The organism is Peribacillus sp. P4_D6 (genome assembly GCF_056401795.1).
On the sequence record NZ_JBFUIQ010000010.1, the window covers coordinates 12,659 to 31,668 of the forward strand.

At 38.3% G+C, this 19,010-nt stretch carries 23 protein-coding genes, 1 tRNA gene and 1 pseudogene; 9 read left to right on the forward strand and 16 right to left on the reverse strand.

Annotation, left to right across the window (positions count from 1 at the left end; translation table 11 throughout):
• Positions 1–261 precede the first annotated feature (261 nt).
• Positions 262–954 carry a DUF421 domain-containing protein gene (locus AC1DVB_RS05660; RefSeq protein WP_477588492.1) on the forward strand — a complete coding sequence of 231 codons (693 nt, stop codon included), beginning with the start codon at positions 262–264 and terminating at the stop codon, positions 952–954.
• A gap of 101 nt (positions 955–1,055) precedes the next feature.
• Here AC1DVB_RS05660 and AC1DVB_RS05665 read toward each other — a convergent pair whose 3' ends face one another.
• Together AC1DVB_RS05665 and truA are read right to left on the reverse strand one after the other, a co-directional pair.
• Positions 1,056–1,580 (reverse strand): type 1 glutamine amidotransferase domain-containing protein, encoded by a 525-nt coding sequence (locus AC1DVB_RS05665; RefSeq protein WP_057278913.1) that lies wholly within the window; start codon positions 1,578–1,580, stop codon positions 1,056–1,058.
• A 110-nt stretch (positions 1,581–1,690) separates the two neighbouring features.
• Positions 1,691–2,428, reverse strand: a complete 738-nt coding sequence (gene truA / locus AC1DVB_RS05670; RefSeq protein WP_057278912.1) for a tRNA pseudouridine(38-40) synthase TruA — start codon at positions 2,426–2,428, stop codon at positions 1,691–1,693.
• A 620-nt stretch (positions 2,429–3,048) separates the two neighbouring features.
• Between truA and AC1DVB_RS05675 the strand changes: the two are divergent.
• Positions 3,049–3,559, forward strand: a pseudogene (locus tag AC1DVB_RS05675) (site-2 protease family protein); the annotation flags it as partial.
• 1,386 nt (positions 3,560–4,945) lie between these two features.
• On the opposite strand, the gene AC1DVB_RS05680 reads toward AC1DVB_RS05675, so the two are convergent.
• From AC1DVB_RS05680 to AC1DVB_RS05695, 4 genes are all read right to left on the reverse strand, one after another.
• The gene (locus AC1DVB_RS05680) at positions 4,946–5,362 is read right to left on the reverse strand and encodes a hypothetical protein (RefSeq protein ID WP_057278910.1); all 417 of its coding nucleotides are present in this window, start codon (positions 5,360–5,362) and stop codon (positions 4,946–4,948) included.
• Positions 5,363–5,975: 613 nt separating this feature from the next.
• Positions 5,976–6,047, reverse strand: a tRNA-Val gene (locus tag AC1DVB_RS05685).
• A gap of 309 nt (positions 6,048–6,356) precedes the next feature.
• Complete coding sequence (locus AC1DVB_RS05690) at positions 6,357–6,968, reverse strand: hypothetical protein (protein WP_095679626.1); 612 nt, start codon at positions 6,966–6,968, stop codon at positions 6,357–6,359.
• Positions 6,914–7,393, reverse strand: coding sequence for a hypothetical protein (locus AC1DVB_RS05695; protein ID WP_141242750.1), 480 nt, complete (start codon positions 7,391–7,393; stop codon positions 6,914–6,916). The genes AC1DVB_RS05690 and AC1DVB_RS05695 overlap by 55 nt, the downstream gene beginning before the upstream one ends.
• A gap of 572 nt (positions 7,394–7,965) precedes the next feature.
• Here AC1DVB_RS05695 and AC1DVB_RS05700 point away from each other — a divergent pair.
• A complete protein-coding gene (locus tag AC1DVB_RS05700) occupies positions 7,966–8,187 on the forward strand; it encodes a hypothetical protein (protein ID WP_057278907.1) in 222 nt (73 codons plus the stop codon).
• 17 nt (positions 8,188–8,204) lie between these two features.
• On the opposite strand, the gene AC1DVB_RS05705 is transcribed toward AC1DVB_RS05700, so the two are convergent.
• Positions 8,205–8,762 (reverse strand): phosphatidylglycerophosphatase A family protein, encoded by a 558-nt coding sequence (locus tag AC1DVB_RS05705; protein WP_034314446.1) that lies wholly within the window; start codon positions 8,760–8,762, stop codon positions 8,205–8,207.
• Between the two features lie 189 nt (positions 8,763–8,951).
• On the opposite strand from AC1DVB_RS05705, the gene AC1DVB_RS05710 reads away from it, so the two are divergent.
• The 5 genes from AC1DVB_RS05710 (at position 8,952) to AC1DVB_RS05730 (ending at position 11,857) form a co-directional block, all read left to right on the forward strand.
• Complete coding sequence (locus AC1DVB_RS05710) at positions 8,952–9,674, forward strand: alpha/beta hydrolase (protein ID WP_054397157.1); 723 nt, start codon at positions 8,952–8,954, stop codon at positions 9,672–9,674.
• Positions 9,675–9,763: 89 nt separating this feature from the next.
• Positions 9,764–10,279, forward strand: a complete 516-nt coding sequence (locus AC1DVB_RS05715) for a YjcG family protein (protein WP_034314450.1) — start codon at positions 9,764–9,766, stop codon at positions 10,277–10,279.
• A 4-nt stretch (positions 10,280–10,283) separates the two neighbouring features.
• The gene (locus tag AC1DVB_RS05720; protein ID WP_034314452.1) at positions 10,284–10,712 is read left to right on the forward strand and encodes a GNAT family N-acetyltransferase; all 429 of its coding nucleotides are present in this window, start codon (positions 10,284–10,286) and stop codon (positions 10,710–10,712) included.
• Positions 10,713–10,871: 159 nt separating this feature from the next.
• Positions 10,872–11,135, forward strand: coding sequence for a hypothetical protein (locus AC1DVB_RS05725; protein WP_034314453.1), 264 nt, complete (start codon positions 10,872–10,874; stop codon positions 11,133–11,135).
• A 233-nt stretch (positions 11,136–11,368) separates the two neighbouring features.
• Positions 11,369–11,857, forward strand: a complete 489-nt coding sequence (locus AC1DVB_RS05730; protein WP_057278906.1) for a spore coat protein — start codon at positions 11,369–11,371, stop codon at positions 11,855–11,857.
• Between the two features lie 54 nt (positions 11,858–11,911).
• On the opposite strand, the gene AC1DVB_RS05735 is transcribed toward AC1DVB_RS05730, so the two are convergent.
• Entirely contained in the window at positions 11,912–12,079 is a 168-nt protein-coding gene (locus AC1DVB_RS05735) for a hypothetical protein (protein ID WP_230136206.1), read from the reverse strand.
• Positions 12,080–12,352: 273 nt separating this feature from the next.
• On the opposite strand from AC1DVB_RS05735, the gene AC1DVB_RS05740 reads away from it, so the two are divergent.
• On the forward strand, positions 12,353–14,626 hold the full coding sequence (locus AC1DVB_RS05740; RefSeq protein ID WP_477588497.1) for an ATP-dependent helicase: 2,274 nt from the start codon (positions 12,353–12,355) through the stop codon (positions 14,624–14,626).
• A 120-nt stretch (positions 14,627–14,746) separates the two neighbouring features.
• On the opposite strand, the gene spoVIF is transcribed toward AC1DVB_RS05740, so the two are convergent.
• The 8 genes from spoVIF to AC1DVB_RS05780 all read right to left on the reverse strand — a co-directional run bounded on the left by spoVIF (position 14,747) and on the right by AC1DVB_RS05780 (position 18,999).
• A complete protein-coding gene (spoVIF, locus tag AC1DVB_RS05745) occupies positions 14,747–15,001 on the reverse strand; it encodes a sporulation-specific transcription regulator SpoVIF (RefSeq protein ID WP_034314458.1) in 255 nt (84 codons plus the stop codon).
• Between the two features lie 113 nt (positions 15,002–15,114).
• Positions 15,115–15,264, reverse strand: coding sequence for a YjcZ family sporulation protein (locus tag AC1DVB_RS05750; RefSeq protein WP_082609450.1), 150 nt, complete (start codon positions 15,262–15,264; stop codon positions 15,115–15,117).
• 102 nt (positions 15,265–15,366) lie between these two features.
• Positions 15,367–15,723, reverse strand: coding sequence for a stage V sporulation protein AE (gene spoVAE, locus AC1DVB_RS05755; protein WP_057278904.1), 357 nt, complete (start codon positions 15,721–15,723; stop codon positions 15,367–15,369).
• A 16-nt stretch (positions 15,724–15,739) separates the two neighbouring features.
• Entirely contained in the window at positions 15,740–16,765 is a 1,026-nt protein-coding gene (spoVAD, locus tag AC1DVB_RS05760) for a stage V sporulation protein AD (protein ID WP_057278903.1), read from the reverse strand.
• Positions 16,766–16,768: 3 nt separating this feature from the next.
• Positions 16,769–17,239 carry a stage V sporulation protein AC gene (gene spoVAC, locus AC1DVB_RS05765; protein WP_057278902.1) on the reverse strand — a complete coding sequence of 157 codons (471 nt, stop codon included), beginning with the start codon at positions 17,237–17,239 and terminating at the stop codon, positions 16,769–16,771.
• Positions 17,240–17,255: 16 nt separating this feature from the next.
• Entirely contained in the window at positions 17,256–17,753 is a 498-nt protein-coding gene (locus tag AC1DVB_RS05770) for a YhcN/YlaJ family sporulation lipoprotein (protein ID WP_057278901.1), read from the reverse strand.
• A gap of 293 nt (positions 17,754–18,046) precedes the next feature.
• Positions 18,047–18,412, reverse strand: a complete 366-nt coding sequence (locus AC1DVB_RS05775) for a DUF1360 domain-containing protein (protein WP_057278900.1) — start codon at positions 18,410–18,412, stop codon at positions 18,047–18,049.
• Between the two features lie 14 nt (positions 18,413–18,426).
• Positions 18,427–18,999 (reverse strand): hypothetical protein, encoded by a 573-nt coding sequence (locus tag AC1DVB_RS05780; protein WP_095679621.1) that lies wholly within the window; start codon positions 18,997–18,999, stop codon positions 18,427–18,429.
• Between the last annotated feature and the right edge of the window lie 11 nt (positions 19,000–19,010).

Genomic DNA, 19,010 nt, shown 5'->3' on the forward strand with positions numbered 1-19,010 from the left:
ATCAAATCAAATAAAAAAGAAGCAAGTAAAGGGCGGCTTGCTTCATGATATTTCACTAATATGAATGCCTGGTTTATTGAATGTTGTTTCATAATTCATTTTTTTATGTATCGCACCAATCGTTTAAATCTATTAATTCAAGAGGGGTTCCCAAATCAAAGACGGGGTTTCTTGTCTGTTTCCTTTACAGAATAAAGAGCAAGGTGTAAGAACATACTATCTCAAACGAACTGTCGGGAGTTTTGTAAGGGAGAAATCGTCATGTCGGAATCTGTTGAAATCATCTTTCGAACCTTTACCTCTTTTATTTTATTATGGGTATTTGTCCAACTTCTTGGTAAACAGACAATTGCCCAGAGGACCTATCACCTTTATATCGCTTCCATTACGATGGGGACAATTGCCGGAAATCTAGCATTCAATATTAAAATTAAATTCCTGTATTTTATCATTTCCATAATTATTATGGGTACCGTCGTTTTCATGCTCAATCTTCTAGCGGTTCGAAATCCGCGTTTCGGGAAATGGATTGCCGGAGAACCTGCCACTTTAATTCAAAAAGGAAGAATTCTTGAAGAGTCAATGGAACGGATGGGGTATTCACTGGATTCTCTTAAACAGGCTTTGCGGGGAAAAGATATCTTCAACATAGATGAAGTTGAATGTGCCATTTTAGAGATAAATGGCTCACTCTCTGTATTAAAAAAAGAACAATACCAAAATGCTACCAAGCAGGATTTACCAATACTGCCCCCAGCAGGTTCTGTACCGATTGAACTGGTCTATGAGGGGAAGATCTTATATGATAACTTATCCAAAGAAACCTACAATGACGAATGGCTGATGGCTGAGCTCAAAAAAATAAACCTTGCTGTTTTTGATATCTCGTATGTTGTCGTAGGGACAAAAGGAAATTTGTATATTGATTTGATTAAGGATCAATCAAGGGTATGATCTTTAGCATTTCAAAATCAGCATTAAAAAATAAATTCGGGTATGGATAGAAAAAGTGGTTTTTCCAGAAGGAAAAACCACTTTTTCACCGTACTATGGATTTAACCCTTTTCAATCACGTTTATCAATTCTCTTAAATAATCCGGCAGATCAGGTGGACGTCTGCTTGACACAAGGTTTCCATCTACGACGACGGGCTCATCTATCCAAGTTGCCCCTGCGTTTTCCATATCATCTTTAATGCCAGGTGTACTCGTTACATTCTTCCCCTGTAAAATTTTCGCGGATATCAACACCCAACCAGCGTGACAAATTTGCCCAATGGGTTTTTTATTTTCTTCCATGCTTTGGATAAGCGATATCACTTCAGGAAACCGGCGAATTTTGTCGGGTGCCCAACCGCCTGGTACAAGAATGGCATCATATTCTTCAGTTTTGATACTGCCATACTCATAATCAGATATGGCTGGTACACCATATTTTCCAATGTATGTTTCATTCGCCTTTTCTCCGGCGAGATGAACAATCGCCCCTTCTTCTTTTAAACGTAAAATCGGATACCAGAGTTCTAAATCTTCAAAATCATGGTGCACAAGACTGATTATTTTCTTTCCTGCTAATCTCATGAAAATCTCTCCTTCTTTCGTACTTTCCGCTTTACCATTCTTCCCTATTACTTCCCTTTTTCTACTGCCTGTACACATTACATGCATTAACACATGCATCAATAACCGGTCTAAAAATCAACCTTTACCAAGTATAACCCAGATGCCTCCGCCATACGGCCCGTTTGGATTCTTTCTTTTGACTCAATAATACTTGGTATATTTTCAGCATCTATTTCACCCAATCCAACTTCTATCAACGTCCCGACAATCTTTCTAACCATATTATAAAGAAATCCATCGCCTCGTACTGTAATTTCGATGAAACCGGCATTTTCTTCTATATCAATGGAATATATTTCACGTACCATGGATTTTTTCTTGGATTTTGCATTTGAAAAAGCAGTGAAATCATGTTCACCTACAAAATATTGACATCCTTTTTTCATTCTAGTGATATCCAGCTTTTTCTCTACATGCATACTGTACTTTCGCATAAAAGGATTTGTATATGGCTCGTTCCAGATTTTATACAAATAGGTTTTATCCTTAGCATTATAACGGGCATGAAACCGTTCAGGGACTAGCGTAACCTCGACAATGCTGATATCTCTTGGTAAATATCTATTCAAATAATCCATGATTTCAACTTCAGTCAGATTTTCACCGATCTTAAAATTGGCGATTTGAGCAAGGGCATGAACACCGGCATCCGTTCTGCTGCATCCGATGATCTCGATTTTTTCCCCTGCCATTTCCGTTAATACATTTTCTATTTTCCCTTGGATCGTATCATCACTATTACCAAGTCGCTGCCAGCCTTTATAGCGCCCGCCATCATATTGAATGGTCAATTTATAATTGTTCATTGCTTCCTCCTTATTTCATCTAAACAGAAAATTCTCAATAAAATACAAGCCCCCATACAACTCCTGCTGTATGAGGGAACAGATGGTTTTCTTAGAAAAACTTTTATATTGTTAAGCTTTTGTACCATATTTCGTTCGGGAGCACCCCACCGCTTACAAAGACCATGAATTATGTAAAGGTGACAGCATCTTATCTATCATTCGATAGTCAATCCTAGCTGAAATGCACTTCTGCATAGTGTACCAAAGTGGCTAGCGTCATGCAACGAACGATTCACCTTCACATGCAGTTTCTATGCAACTTTGTGCAATGCATAAAAACACACAGGAATGATATTTGGATATGCTGTAATATCAAGGATTTGAGCCTTTGTTAATTGATGACCTGTGAGGGCCCTAAATATTAAGGACAGAACTCTATCTTAATTATAAAAAAATGTAATACTTGAAAGGTAATATTCTAGAAAAATATTACTAATATGATAAGAAATGTATGATCTAATACGATATAATAAGGATATTAGCAAGTTGATAAATCAAGAAGGAGCGCAGATAGACATAGTGTCACTGGGGTCATCTGTTTTCCCATTTACTCTAGGAGGTACATTTTGAAAGAATCTATATCGAAAAAAGGATGGTTAAGTTTGGGGGCCATCGGGTTATTTTTCCTGGGGAAAATGAAATGGTTGTTTGCGCTATTGAAAATAGCTAAAGTAGGTTCCCTGATTTCTATTTTCGTTTCATTAGGTGCGTATGCCTTGGTTTACGGTTGGAAATTTGCCGTAGCCCTAGTCTATCTAATTTACATCCATGAAATGGGGCATTTACTTGCTGCAAAGAGAAAAGGCATCAAAACATCCAATGCCATTTTCATCCCTTTTGTCTGAGCATTAATTGCCCTTAAAGAAGAACCCAAGAATGCTAACCAAGAAGCTTACCTTGCCTTCGGTGGTCCTTTATTAGGTACATTAGCATTTCTACCAGCCATCCCCCTATTTATGATGACGGAAAATCCATTTTGGCTTTTAGTTATTACACTGGGAGCCATGATTAACCTATTTAATCTAATGCCTGTGCATCCTCTTGATGGAGGACGTATAGTGGGAGTCATCTCCACAAAGCTTTGGGTAGTAGGGATTATCGGGATGGTTGTATATTTATTTCTCCATCCAAATCCATTCTTAATTCTTTTCTTATTATTGGGCATTTCTAAGTGGTGGAAAGAAATTCGTAGCGAGACAACCAGAAATCAAAGAGACATCATCATAGAATTGAATCAATTTGGATTAAGGCAAGTAGAACAATATGCAGCTGCAACAGATGAAGAAAAAATTCGCCTGGTTAATATTTGGAATATGGAATCAAGCCAACAATATGAAAAGTTTAACAACATGAAGAGTTGGCATATCCCGCTATTTGATGATAATAAACTAAAAGAAAAACAGCTGACCGAGGTGAAATTAAATATTTATAGATCCTTAATGGATGCTGCTAATACGAATGAATACCAGAACGGACCGACCGATTTTGAAAATATAGGCACCTATGAACGAATAGCAGCAAAGTTCTTTAAAGAAGTGCAAGAACAAACTGAAATTAGGGATAAAGAGAAATCCTATTACTCATCGAGTCTCAAAACAAAATTCATCTGGTTCTCATTATACATTGGGCTTGCCATTTTCTTAATGATAACAAGCTTATATGCAGGTGATTTAATGGAACAATATAAAACTTTATTACCGTAATACATTATGAAAGGGGGACCTCAATATATGAGTGTCCCCTTTGACTGTCCATTTATTTAGGCTTGTGAAACATTAATGTTAATTATGTATAAATAAAAGAGATTACTTCTTGTACTCTCTTTTAACACCTATAGTACTAAAGCCCCTGTTAATCGAAGAAAGATCATCAGTATTAGCAAAAACTTAAACACCAAATATCTCAAGTCCTAAAATCAAATATACAAAAGGAAATATTACCGAAATTACAATGATAGCACTAAGCATCCAAATCTATGCCCATAACATTGACGGTTCTGATAATACCATCTTATATAGCAAGAAATTATTCTCGATTAAATTGCTTCAAGTTTGGCTGGATAAAAACATCGTAATTTTGTCTGCTGTATCTAAATTACTGCCATGAACATAAGTTTGATGAGCAGGTCATAATACTTATCTACGCAATCGTTCTCTGGAGCCGCTTGACCAATAATCTCTTTCCTCTTTATCTAGTATATGTTGTTCATTAAAACCTCTCTTCAGAGGTATGTTCAGTCCAGTGTATTTCTTTTGTCAAGCAATCGATATCTCTTAAAAACCGCGCACAAACTTTGAACTTGATTTTCTCTTTGTTTATTCATCAATCTTTCTAAGACAACTCCTCTTTCTCTGGGTCTTGTCTTATTGGATACCAGTTTAATTTCTCACTCAAAATTCAGCCAGAGAGATTCTCCAAGGAGGCTTCTTTTTCTTGTTTTAGTTTAAAGTCGGGTCTCCATTTTCTTAGAGTACATTAATTTATTAACATTTTATCCAATTCACGAACTTTATCATATGACTCCAATAGGTGTTCAGGTATTAATGTTCTCCCATAATCCCAAGCATTAGTTTCTATTTCAGATTTCAGCTTTTCTTTTTCTTCTTCGTGACCATACATTAAAATCCTTAAATCATGTTTGTTTTTCTTAAAATCTAAATAATAACCAATCATACGATAAAGAATAATTTTAACAAAATCTTCCTCCGTCTCTTTAATTCTAATTTTCCCTTTATAACCGTTAACTTGAAGGTAATTGAATTTTATAGTATTGGTCGATACGTTATAACTCATAGGTGCACTTAGATTATTGTCAAATTCATAAATAATATCCAAATTGAGCTCATTTAATGTGTTATTAATTATCTTTTCGATATCGCTTATATAAAGCATTTAACAATCACTTCCCTTTTAAAGACTTACCAAATTATAGTAGTAGATTAAATTCTTCATCCTTTATCAATATAATAAACTGTTGAGGTATTAAAATCATCCGTTAAAAACAAAGGGAATATTTACTATATAATACTGAAGTGGAGGGTAAGGGTTGTAATTCTTCTCTATATTGTTCTACCATCATTTTAAGTGAAGGCATTGTATTATACTTTTCAAGCCAAGAAACATCGTTTGCTGATATTTTGCATAGTCTTCATGCGTCATATTCAGAGCTTCCAGGAAGTATTCCCGTGCATGGTATTTAGTAGTGAGTAATCCAACACATTATAGTAAAGTGAATTTTTACCGAAGAATATGATTATGTACCTTTTAAAGAAAAGCCAAAAAGAAGGTCTTCTTTTTAACCTCCAACGTTAGCTGAATAAGCGAAAGGCTTTGCCTACAGTTCATTGAAATATTAATCATTACAAATAATTGACCTGTATTAGGGTTTAAATCCTGCTCTATCCGCCACCAATTCAGTAAATAATACATAATGAACTATATCTTTAAAAACAAAAAAAAGACCCAAACCCTTGTTATATCAAGGATTTGAGCCTTTGGCAGTTGATGACCTGTGAGGGATTCGAACCCACGACCCCTTCCCTGTCAAGGAAGTGCTCTCCCACTGAGCTAACAAGTCGTATGTAAATCAAGCTCTATAGAGCTTGGTTTAAAACTTACTTAGTTGCTGACTTCTTTTCTGAACAAGATTTATTATATAGTGGTATTCAAAATAAAACAAGTAGTTTTGCTAAAAAAGTTTTTTTCCGTAAAGTGTGGTCTTAGGCGTTAATCCCTGAAAGTTCGATCTGACCCCAAAAATTTCTCGGAATAGAATCCACCTCACCTTTTTCAAGGAGAATCCAAGGCTCATAATCATACGTTTACTCAACTTTAATTAACAAATATGATGTCCATTTACACAATCTAAGACTAAAGCAGAAAGATCTTACATTGGAGAAGGGAATCTAGCAGCCTGAAAGTTTGTTAAAGATGCTTCTGCTAAAATTTCTCCGTTTGCATCTGCGCTAAATAATACTTGTACCCGATCTCCTGCTTGTAACTGAAGGATTGTAGTAACCGATAGTCCAATAGGTCTTGATTTCTCCAAGAAGTCATTAACAATATCTAAATTATCTCCGTTTACGTTAATGGAAATGGATGCGACATATCCTTTTTTTGAAGAATTCCTTTTTTTGTCTATTGAAGAATGATGTTTTCTGCAATAATCACAGTTGCAACTATTTTTACTACAATAATCACATTTGCAATTATCTTTTTTGTTTTTTGAGGAATCATTGCTTTTACTTTTTGACGGACAAAACGAGACTTTTGCTGTTATCTCATAAATTCCATCCTTAGTTGGAATAAATGTTGATATGTGCGGATTATATTCATCCGCTAAATCAAACTGTTCAGTTTGGAATAAAACTTTTACAGAGGGAGTTAACGCTGCTTCGTAAAGTTGTGGTGTATTCTTATTAGCCCTGAACGCAGATGCTCTTACTAGTTTATGTTTCTTATTGTCACAGTGACAGTCATTATGTTTCTTATGGCACAAATGACAGTCATCGGTTTTCTTTTGCTCACAAATACAGTCACTGTGTTTTTTATGACAACAATGACAATCATCCGGTTTCTTTTGATGACAAATACAGTGTTTCTGATGGCACAAATGACAGTCATCATCTTTCTTTTGCTCACAAATACAGTCATTGTGTTTCTTATGACAGCAGTGACAATCATCCGGTTTCTTTTGATGACAAATACAGTCATTGTGTTTCTTATGACAGCAGTGACAATCATCCGGTTTCTTTTGATGACAAATACAGTCATTGTGTTTCTTATGACAGCAATGACAATCATCCGGTTTCTTTTGGTGGCAAACACAGACATTGTGTTTCTTATGGCAGCTATGACAATCATCCGGTTTCTTTTGGTGACAAATACAGTCATTGTGTTTCTTATGGCAGCTATGACAATCATCCGGTTTCTTTTGCACACATTTCTTAAGATATGTGGTGTCTATAAAGGAATTACAATGTGAAATGGAATAATGATTTTTAATTATAATCACCTTTTTCTTTTTTTATTTTCAGGTTATTTTATTCATTAAAAGAAAAGATGTTTGTACATATGTTACAAATTTGAAAATAAATCTAACTCAAACAGCAAAAATCTACTGGATTTTATATCCTATTAAGAAGGTGGTCGTTAACAATAAGGAAGGGATTTTTGTGGATATAATCGGGGAAACAGATTCTTTATTCTCAATCTGAATATGAGGTGAGGTATAATCGCACTTCAGTTTTGGTTGATGAAGAACCTAGCTACTGCGATTCTAAGGGGACTGTTAGAAGAAGGTCAGAAATTCAGTACATAAATCGTTTTTTGTTTATTTGTTAAAAAGTCTATATATTATATTAAATAAGTTATAATTTCATCTTCTTCCATTCACCCTCACAACAAAACAGAACCAAGGTTCCCTTTTCACTTGCATACAAAACGTATGTTCGCATATAATGTTAGCAAGCAAGTCAGCAAAGGAGTGACCGGGAATGAAATATATACTTCGTAAACATTTGGAAGAAAATGCTCCATTAGAAATAATTTATCTCTCCGAACAAGGTAAGATTACACAACGGAAAATCCAGGTGCTTGAAATTTATCCAGGCCATATTCACGCATTCTGTTTTCTAAGGCAGACAAAACGGACATTTAAAGTAGCCAACATCCTTTCTGCCCGCCTCATTAAGGCCAGGTTTTACAGGTCTGGCTGAAGATTGCTCTTCAAGGTTCAACCTATTAACTCTTCTTCTTCCTGGATGTCCTTTTCCTGTTCAGTTAACGATTCCTCTTCATCTCTCAGACGATGAGCTAACCTTGAGGCGGCACTCGCGGCAATGCTTGCAACGATGTCATCCAGGAAGGTATGCACGATTCCTTCTTGCTTCTTATCAAGTTCGTGTATGACGCCTATTTTATTTTTATCCAAATGGCCAAAGGTTGTTACAGCAATGCTTCCATAACCGAGTACTGCACCAAAGGCAATCGTTTCATCCACTCCGAATAGCCCTTCATCCGATTCAACAATCGATTGCAGGGGTTCTGATAGTTTTTTTTGCTCTGCCAGTTTATCCAGCTCCACACCGACTAAAATGGCATGTTGAATTTCCCTTTTCAACAGGACACGCTCAACGCTGTGGATGCATTCCTCCAGCTTAAGATCAGCCTTGTACGGGAACTGCAATTCATAAACGATTTTTGCAATTGCCTCCACACTGACACCACGCTCCAATAATGTTCGTTTAGCCGCCTTTGTCACTTCCCTGCTGTGCACGTGTACATCTGCCATTTTATTCGCCACCTTTTTTTGTATTTTTTTCTATATCCTTGTATTATAGCACCTTATAATTTAAATTTTTAGAAAATATAACGAAAATTTTATATTCCAAATTCTTGTCGCGGGAAAAAGTTGCAAGGCTATGCTAAAATAATCAAGTAAGTTGTTTTTCATTATTAATTATCATTGAGGTGCGGGAGAATGAGTTTACGCAAAGGCACAATTAAAGAGTACATGTTTAAAAGCGAAGCTTTAGCAGAAGAATTGGAATTGCTTGTCTACTTGCCTGCTAATTATTCGCCATTGTATAAATATTCGCTTGTGATTGCTCAGGATGGCCGTGATTATTTTCAAATGGGCCGAATCGGTCGGGTAGCAGATGAACTGTTAGGGAACGATGAGATCGAGAATATCATCATTGTCGGCATTCCTTATAAAGACCGCTTTGACCGCAGGCGCAAATATCATCCGGACGGGGAACAGCATATTGCATACATACGTTTTCTTGCCCATGAACTAGTTCCGTTTTTAGATGATGAATTCCCAACCTATCAAATGGGACATGGTCGAACTTTGATCGGTGACTCTCTTGGCGGTACAGTTTCTTTATTGGCCGCTTTGCAGTATCCGCATACATTCGGTAAATGCATCATGCAGTCCCCGCTTGCCAATGAAGCAGTAATGGATGCTGTACGTAATTTTGAGGATCCGCATCTCCTCGAACTTTACCATGTGATCGGGACTGGTGAAACGGATGTACCGACGACGGATGGCAATAAGGCAAACTTCATAGAACCAAATAGGGAATTGCATAAATTAATAAACCAAAAAGGATTTCCTTGCTTCTATGAAGAATTTGAAGGTAATCATACCTGGAAATACTGGCAGGCAGATTTGAAACGAGCACTATTGGAAATGTTCTAATTACTCGAAATCATCTGTTTAGGATGGTTTCAAGAAAAAAACATGTCCAACTATAATACAACAATAAAAAATATCAGGAGGTTTTATTTATGAAATATGGTGTTGCAATTTTCCCTTCAAAAAAACTTCAAGATTTAGCTAACTCCTATCGCAAACGGTATGATACGAAGTATGCTTTCATACCACCGCATCTAACGCTTAAACCAACGTTCGAAGCGACGGATATGGAAATTTCAACAATCGCGGAACAATTAAAAGGCATCGCTCAAAAGTGCAGACCTTTTACGATGAGCGTAACCAAAACGAAGTCTTTCCAACCCGTAAGCAATACGATTTATTTCAAAGTAGAATTATCCGAAGGGCTTCAAGAGCTGCATGATGCGCTTAACAATGAGGATTTCATAAAAAGTGAAAGTGAACATGCATTTGTCCCGCATATTACAATCGCTCAAGATTTATCCGATAATGAGCATTCTGATGTTTTAGGCCAATTAAGCATGCTTGACATCAGCCATGAAGAAGAGGTGAAACGAGTTCACTTGCTGTATCAACTTGAAGATGGGGCATGGACCGTTTATGAAACATTTAGATTAGGAGCTGAATGATTTCGTGTTTGTAAAAATCGCAGAGAACAGCCAAGAGCTTGAAAACGCATATATGATTCGAAGAAAAGTGTTCGTCCAAGAGCAAAACGTCCCTCTTGAAGAAGAGATCGATGAATATGAAAAAGATTCCACACATTTCGTTTTATATGATGAGCAGCATCAGCCAATCGGTGCTGGCCGCTTCAGGGTCATTGACAACATCGGTAAAGTACAGCGCATTTGTGTACTGTCATCGGGCCGTAAGAATGGTGCCGGCGCCATGATCATGAATGCTATTGAGGAATACGCAATCCAGCAGGAAGTGCCTCAATTAAAGCTTGATTCCCAAGTGCATGCCATCCCTTTTTATTCAAAATTAGGTTATGAGATCGTTTCCGACGAATTCATGGATGCTGGCATTCCTCATAAAACGATGAAGAAAACCATTTTTTGATCTAAAAAAGCTGTCCTTTCAGTCTTCTGATTGGACAGCTTTTTTTGTTCGTTCATGGACTTAAATTATCGTTTTATGAAAAAAACCATTTCCGTTCAATGGCAAACTCATCAAAAATACATAGTCTATATATAGAAAGCAAGAAGGAGGGAAAATTTTATGGGTAACAATGATTTTAACCTAGATGAGTCTCAAAAAAGACTGATGGAGCTGCTGGTTTCGAGGACTTTGAGAAAACATGGTTTCAAAAAGGAAAAGGTCGATCTAACTGAAAAAGAGAGAAACAACCTTAAAGAAACCGTACGTTATTTACAAGAGCAATCACTAAAAATCATAAACCAAGAAAAGAACATCACGGAACATGATGTTAATCCAGTTACCAATTCCATTCACAACAAATTCACGGATTCCAAAAATAAATGACGCACCATATCACCTAATCACCTTACTTGCTGGCGAGAAATAAGTAAACCGAGACATAGAAGCACTTACATTTCATTCCTAAAGCTCCAGCTTCTTTATTATTCATCCCCCACACACTAATACTATCTCTAAGTATTTAAAAAATAGACGAATGAACTGATTTATTCGTCCAACCCGATTTACCATCAAAGCATATTTTAATAGGGAATAAAACCTAAGGAGGAAAAAACAACATGAACCAAAATGTATATCGTAGCAATTGTAACACACATGATGACTCTGAAAGGTCATGGTCGGCTCTAGATTCCGCTTCCAGACATCCCCTTTCAGGATTCTGTAACGACGATGACACAAGGATTGACCAAGATGCAAGACAGGATAATAATCAAGTTCAGCTTTCTGAAGAACTTATTTACATTAAAGATTCTTGTAATGTAAATATCACTTCAACGGATGTTAAAGCGGCCCTCTCACTACAAGCTGCTCTACAAGCTGCAATTGCGGTCATCGTAAGCATTTCCGTTGCAGATGCTGATAATGCTGATAAGATCACTCAACAATTAATCCAATCTTCCAATGTTAAACAAATCACGCGCCAAAAAACAATTGTTGAAAACAGCCGTGATATCGATATTACAACAACTGATGCACAAATCGCTCTAAACATCCAACTTTTATTGCAACTATTGTTAGCCCTAATCGTGGAAATAGACATTCTTTAAGAAGTCAGCACAAAAAGGACACTTCACGTGTCCTCTTTTGTCTTTCTGGAGGAACTAGACAATTTCGTTGATGAACCTGCCTTTTCCTGTCATTCCAGCCGTTAAATCGTTCCTGACGCTCCTGCCCATTTCATGTTGATATGTGCCTGCTCCATATGCACTTACCCGGACATTATCTTGAATTTGATTTAATCCTTCAACGCTTTCCCTTTCCCTTTCCAACACCTGATCAAAACGGATGGGTTGAATGGGTGCCGCTCCTTTAACAATTCTTACTTTCCCTGCAGCTTCGACCGTCCGGTTGGCATATTGAATATAATCAAATTGTGTGACAGGTGCTATATAGTAACCCCTCCTTATATTGAAATAGTTATGTTGTCATTTAATTACCCTGCCAGAACAATATTTAAACATGATTTCCACATTCTTTTTTCCTAATCTTCTGGTATGATGAGTATTGCCGATATTTTTAATAGATTAGAGGTATCCATTTATATGAATCAAGCAAAATCTGGCAATGAAATCGTACATTTACATACCGTTTCAGCTGGTGAGCTGCAGACACTTTTTGAAAAAGGAAAACGTGATCAGCTTTCTTGTATCATTTGTCATAAACCAGTTAAATTATTTATTGGAATCCATGAGACACCTTATTTTTATCATAGCGACCCATCGCAGGGACCCTGTGAAATGCCAATTTCAGAATCCATAAATGAAGATAAGCCCTTAGAATATATGGAACAGAATGGATTTAGGATTCCAACATCACGAACCATTACTGAAACGAAAACCATTACCGAACCTTTCCTTAAAAGCCGCCCCATAACCGGCAATCCGAAATATTCAGATAAACCATATGACATGGCACAATCAGAGGAACCATACTTTCAAGAATTATCCTCTTCAGGGGTTGTTCTCGATGCAGAGCAACTCAAGGCGGTAATGACGATCGATGGACCCATCCTTGTCCTTTCAGGAGCAGGTAGCGGGAAAACCCGCGTATTGACGGTACGCACTGCCTATATGCTCACAGTGAAAAAGATTGATCCCAAAAGTATCATGCTTGTAACATTTACGGCGAAATCCGCAAAGGAAATGCAGCAGCGTCTGCTCGGTTATCCCTATATGACACCCTCCCTTGTTTCTCAAATCGTTAGCGGGACATTTCATAGCATCTTTTATAAAATCCTGATTTTCCACGAACCAGCCAAATGGCAGCGCGATTTCCTATTGAAGTGGGAGTGGGAAAAAGAAAAGGTATTGAAACAGGCTGGCAGGGAATTGGAACTTGATGATAAGGAATTTGCATATGATCAGGCCCTTCAACAAATCGGGCTTTGGAAAAACTCTTTGGCCTTTCCAGAAGATATTCACCCTAAGGACGATTGGGAGAAATCGTGTTTATTTTTATATAAGAAATATGAAGAATATAAACAGCAAACAGGGAAGTATGATTTTGATGATATGCTTGTAGGCTGTTATGTATTTTTAAAAAATCACCCAGATTATTTAAAGAAATATCAGCAAAGGTTTAACTATTTTTTGGTAGATGAGTTTCAGGATATCAATAAAGTTCAATATGAATTGATAAAACTCCTCTCTGCTGAATCAAAAAATGTATGTGCGGTTGGAGATGATGACCAATCCATCTATTCATTCCGCGGAAGCGATCCGAAGTATATTTTGAATTTCAATCATGACTTCCCTCGATCCCAAGTGGTGAAGCTGACGGAGAATTACCGCTCTTCCCATGAAATTGTCGCTACAGCGAACCGCTTGATCAAGCGAAACCAGAACCGGATGGAGAAAAAGATGAGGGCACAGCATGATTCAGGAAATCCACCTGTTTTATTTTATCCTTATGATGAAGAATTGGAAGCGACGATGATCGTATCCGATATCCAAGAGAAAATATCCAAGGGAGCAAACCCTGGGGACTTTGCAGTATTGTACAGGACACACACGATGTCCAGGGCCATTTTTGAACGGCTTGCCGCTTCCAATCTGCCATTCGTCATTGAAAAGGATGCGGATTCGTTTTATCAGCGCAAGGTCATTCGCGGCATGCTTGCCTTTATGCGCTTGAGTTTGTTCCCGCATGACAGCAAGGCAGCATCTGAAGTCCTTTCCTCCCTATTCTTAAAGCAAAGTATATTACAAGAGTTAAAAGCAATGACAATATTGCAGGATTGTGACTTCATCGATGCATTTGCTTTTGTTAAGACTGRACATGCTTTTCAAGAACGAAAATTAAAAACGATTCCTGAACAGATTCGGTCTTTAAAAATTATGTCGCCACTCGTAGCGTTAGAGATCATAGAGAAAGATTTAGGATACCAGGAATATGTAAAAAAACGCGGTAATGATGCGAACCTGGAAAAAGGATCCGATGACATCCGTGACTTAAAGGTGGCGGCAAATCGTTTTCCAACCGTCGCCGCTTTCATTGAACATGTCGATCATATGACTGCGATGGTCCAAGAGATTAAACAGCTATCGAAACACTTTAAGGACGCCATACAGCTTACCACCATACATCGTTCCAAAGGGCTTGAATATCAAACCGTATATGTCCTTGCTGCTGTCGATGGCAGCATTCCTCATGATTTCGCACTTGAATCTTACCGAAAAGGGGAACTATCCCCTCTTGAAGAGGAAAGACGATTGCTCTATGTAGCGGCAACCAGGGCTAAAAAGGATCTTTACCTTTCCATCCTGCAAACTAGACGCGGACGGACTGCCCATCCATCACGTTTCCTGAAGCTTTGACCAAAAGCCGATACTATAAATCTTGCAAATGGACTTTTTTAGTTTAAAAAACTGCAGGCAAACTCGCTTTTTTTCAAGTTTGTCTGCAGTCTGAAGGCCTGCATGATAGCAGGCCCTTTTTCATTTTTTATTTATCATATTGGATATCGTCCCGAAATCAAGTTTATTCCCTTCAGCTACGATGGAATGAACGATTTTATCTTCCGTTTCCTTATTGACCGGTTTATTCGCTATTTTTGAAACACGCTTAATGACGTTTCTAACCGTTGTTTCATCTTTGAAGTTGGCTCCTTGCAGCGAGTTTGCCAATTCTAATACATCTTTCATATTTACGCCGGTTTTACCTTCTATGTTTTTAAAAAAGTTATTATCCATACTTAAGCCCCTCCCTTTTCTGTACCTATCCTATGGCATTATCAGAAAAAAGTGCTAGGCCCATACAAAAAAAATAAAAGGAATAGGCTTCTTCTGCCTATTCCTTTTACGCCTTAGCAGAAAGAAGCCCCTACAATGATCAATAGGATGAACAATACAACGATTATCGCGAAAGTAGAACCGCCGCCGTAGCCTCCGCCATATCCGCCGCCGTAGCCATAACCGCCGCCGCCACAACAACCGTAGCCACCAAAACCAAACATACATATCACCTCGCTCTCGCTAAAGCTTACTGATAACATATGTAGGTCTGGACAAATATGTATAGGCCATGTCCCATTCCAAGGCTGCCTATTTCGCTAATTTTATCCTTTTGGCCTGAAAACCAATGCTCCGATGAATCCAAAAATGATTGCTGCAGAGATACCGGAACTCGTAATTTCAAACATACCTGTCAGTACGCCAACGAGCCCATGTTTTTCCGATTCCATCATCGCCCCGTTCACCAGCGAGTTCCCAAACGAAACGATCGGTATGGTTGCTCCTGCACCGGCAAAGTCAACCAGCGGCTCATATAAATCAAATCCGCCAAGAACAGCTCCTATTACAACGAATAAGCTTAACGTATGTGCTGGGGTCAGCTTAGCAACATCGAAAAGTAGCTGGCCTACTACACAAATCAAGCCACCGATGACAAAGGCCCAAAAAAACATTGCTAACATCGAAATCCCTCCTTTTTCATGAATTCATCCCATACTCAATGGACACTGCATGGGCGATGCACGGAATCGTATCTTTTTGCTGGACAGAAAGCGGCGACAATAACGCTCCTGTTGCGACAAGCAGGATTTTTTTATATTTACCGGAAATCATTTCATTTAATATATGACCGTATAAAACGACTGCCGAACATCCCGCACCGCTCCCGCCAGCCAAAACAGGCTGGTCCTTTTTAAAAATCATCAATCCGCAATCCTTGAATTTTTCCTGATTGATATTACAGCCCTTTTGTCTCAATAAGTCATGGGCTGTCTCACTCCCTATTTGACCTAAATCCCCAGTAATGATGAAATCATAATCATCCGGGGTCAAACCAGTATCTTTGAAATGGGCAAGTATCGTATCGACTGCAGCCGGGGCCATTGCTCCCCCCATGTTGAAAGGATCTTTCAATCCCATGTCAATGACCTTACCAATAGTGGCCGAGACAATATGTGGATATTCCCCTTGCTTGCTTCCATTAGGAGCAACCAGCGCCACCCCTGCTCCTGTTATCGTCCATTGGGCTGTAGGTGGCTTTTGCCCGCCATATTCAGTTGGATAGCGAAATTGTTTTTCAACAGCTGCATTGTGGCTCGATGCACCTGTCAACACATAGTTAGCCCCGCCATAATTAGTGATGAAGGCAGCTAGAGCAAGACCTTCCATCGATGTGGAACAGGCTCCAAACAAGCCGAAATATGGAATTCCATTGGTTCTTGCCGCAAAGCTTGTCGGTGTAACCTGATTGATTAAATCACCAGCCAAGAAAAACTGTACCTGCTCCTTGTCAATCTCCCCTTTCTCCAAAGCAAGCTCTACCGCTTTCTCCATCAAATGGCGATGAGCCTTCTCATATGAATCCTGCTCCATCCATAAATCGTCGTAAAGAATATCGAAATCACCCGCGATTTCTCCATTAGCTTCAAATGGCCCTCCTGTTACCCCTGTTTCCAAGATGACCGGTTTATTGGTGAACATCCATGTTTGTTTTCCCTTTAACACCGCTTAGCCCCCACTCATTAGGTAAATCGTTTTTATCAACGCCACGACAAAGGCTGAAAATACTCCGAATAAAATAACCGATCCGGCCAATTTAAACATATTGGATCCAACTCCAAGTACAAATCCTTCCGTCCGATGTTCGATTGCTGCAGAAATGACTGCGTTTCCGAACCCAGTGACAGGGACAGCACTCCCTGCCCCAGCAAACTGGCCAATGCGGTCGTAAAATCCGAAACCGGTCATCAAAAGGGCCAGAAACACCATGGTAGCCGTTGTCGGACCTCCAGCTGTCTGCTCTGTAAAGTTGAAAAAATAAATATAGAAGTAGGAAATGGCTTGTCCCACTATACAGAAAATGCCACCTACTAAAAAGGCCTTCAAACAATTCTTCACTATTGGTCTTTTAATTTCATGCTTCCCTTGTAGCTTTTGATACGCATCCTGTATTGGGGTCGTTTTATCCTTGCCGCTCATGTGTTGAACCTCTCTTCTAAATTAATTCTTTTTGAAGTTCTTCAATTTCCTTGAACTTCTTCCTTGCCTTTTTCTCGGGAACATCCTTTTCCTTGAGTAACTCGTTCAACCTTACTGATTCCAAAAAGATTTTATAATCGCTTGAAACAATAAAATCATTCTCTGGAAACTTTTCTTCCAGATTTTCAGTCACAGTCTTTTCAATTTTCTTCATATGAAAACGTTGTAAGTGCTTAACTTTATAGGCGACGATAATCTTTTTCCCGTTTTTCACGACGATCACGTCATAGATTGTGTCTTCATTAGCAACTGTTTCCTTTACCTTTGAGATCAGTCCCTTTTCATCCTTCTCATCCATTCCATTAATGATATCCATCGGTTCAGGATTCGTACGTTTAATCATCGCGAAATTCTCGGTTTTTCCATCATTCTGATTGCTGCACGCCGTAAGCACACACAAAACAACTATAAAAATCAGCCAGCTTCCCTTAAAATATCTTCCTTGTCTGAACATAGAATCACATCCTAATTTATCGTTCTATTGTTATTTTCTTGTTTAACGTTTTTTTTATGAATGGTAGGATTAGGAAATAAAAAAACCCTTCCAAAATGGAAGAGTTTTTTCACTCAATAGCCTTTATTTTTATTGTTATTATTACAGCCACAATCTTTCTTGATTTTGATTGGCTGATCTTTTTTTATCGGTTTTGCATATGCCCATGGATTATTCTGTTTCTGATTCAATTCATGACTCCTCCTTTAAGATCTATATCATACTATATGAATGATTAGACAAGTTGTTTCCAATCAAATGTCCATAATTTTGCTGATTATGACCTCAATTATCGCTCCTACTGCTGCAACGGCAAGGATCAATATCAGTACGTCTCCTATAAACCAATGTTGGATATATAGGAAAACCAGAAAAAGGCTGACCCAGACACCCACACACCAAAAACAACTTAGCAATTGACCAATCCACCCCAGCAGGCCCTTTTCCTTGGGCATTAAAAATATTTCCACAATTCCTTCTTCATTTTTTTCCTCTATCTCTTTAAAAAAGGGGCTGCGCAGCGGCTCCATGATTTTATCGAAAACGATCAAGCGTGTCAGCCTGAAGGAAGCCAAGCCTAATATGATAAATAAGGTAAATTCACTATGTGGGGGAAACATTTAATATTGCTCCTTCACTTGGATTCTTCAATTATTTTGGCATCGATGATATCCGGCAGACCCACGAAACGGATATGGTTCCCTCTTTTAATTTTCACTGATTCCCCTCTTATGCCCAACACATGAAACCGAAGCTTTTCTCCGTTAATTACAGCCTCACATAATGGTTTTGGAAAACCTTGATGATTGGATAGGCGGGAAATGATGTCACGTGAAGATTCTTTCTTCTCCACCTTTTTCCTTTTTCTCTTAACTGGCTTTTCATTTTCCTGTTCTATTTGTTCAGGATGTTCCATTTTTTCAACCGGAGCTTGCTCAGGGACATATTCTTCCGTGATTTTCCTTAATCCCGTAATCTCTTTTTCAATTTCCATCATGGCATCATAAACACCAAATTCGCGTTTGACCTGTTCGATTTTTTCTTCTTTATGCTCGGCTTCTTCCTGAAGTTCCGGCTCAGCGCTGTCTTGAGGTTTAGCCTTTTTCGTTCGAAAATCACTTTGCATATTTCCACGCAGATCTGATATTTTTGCTTGATCGACATATATAAGTGGTTTGGATTCCTTATCGCCATTTTTCCCTGACATGAAAACCCTCC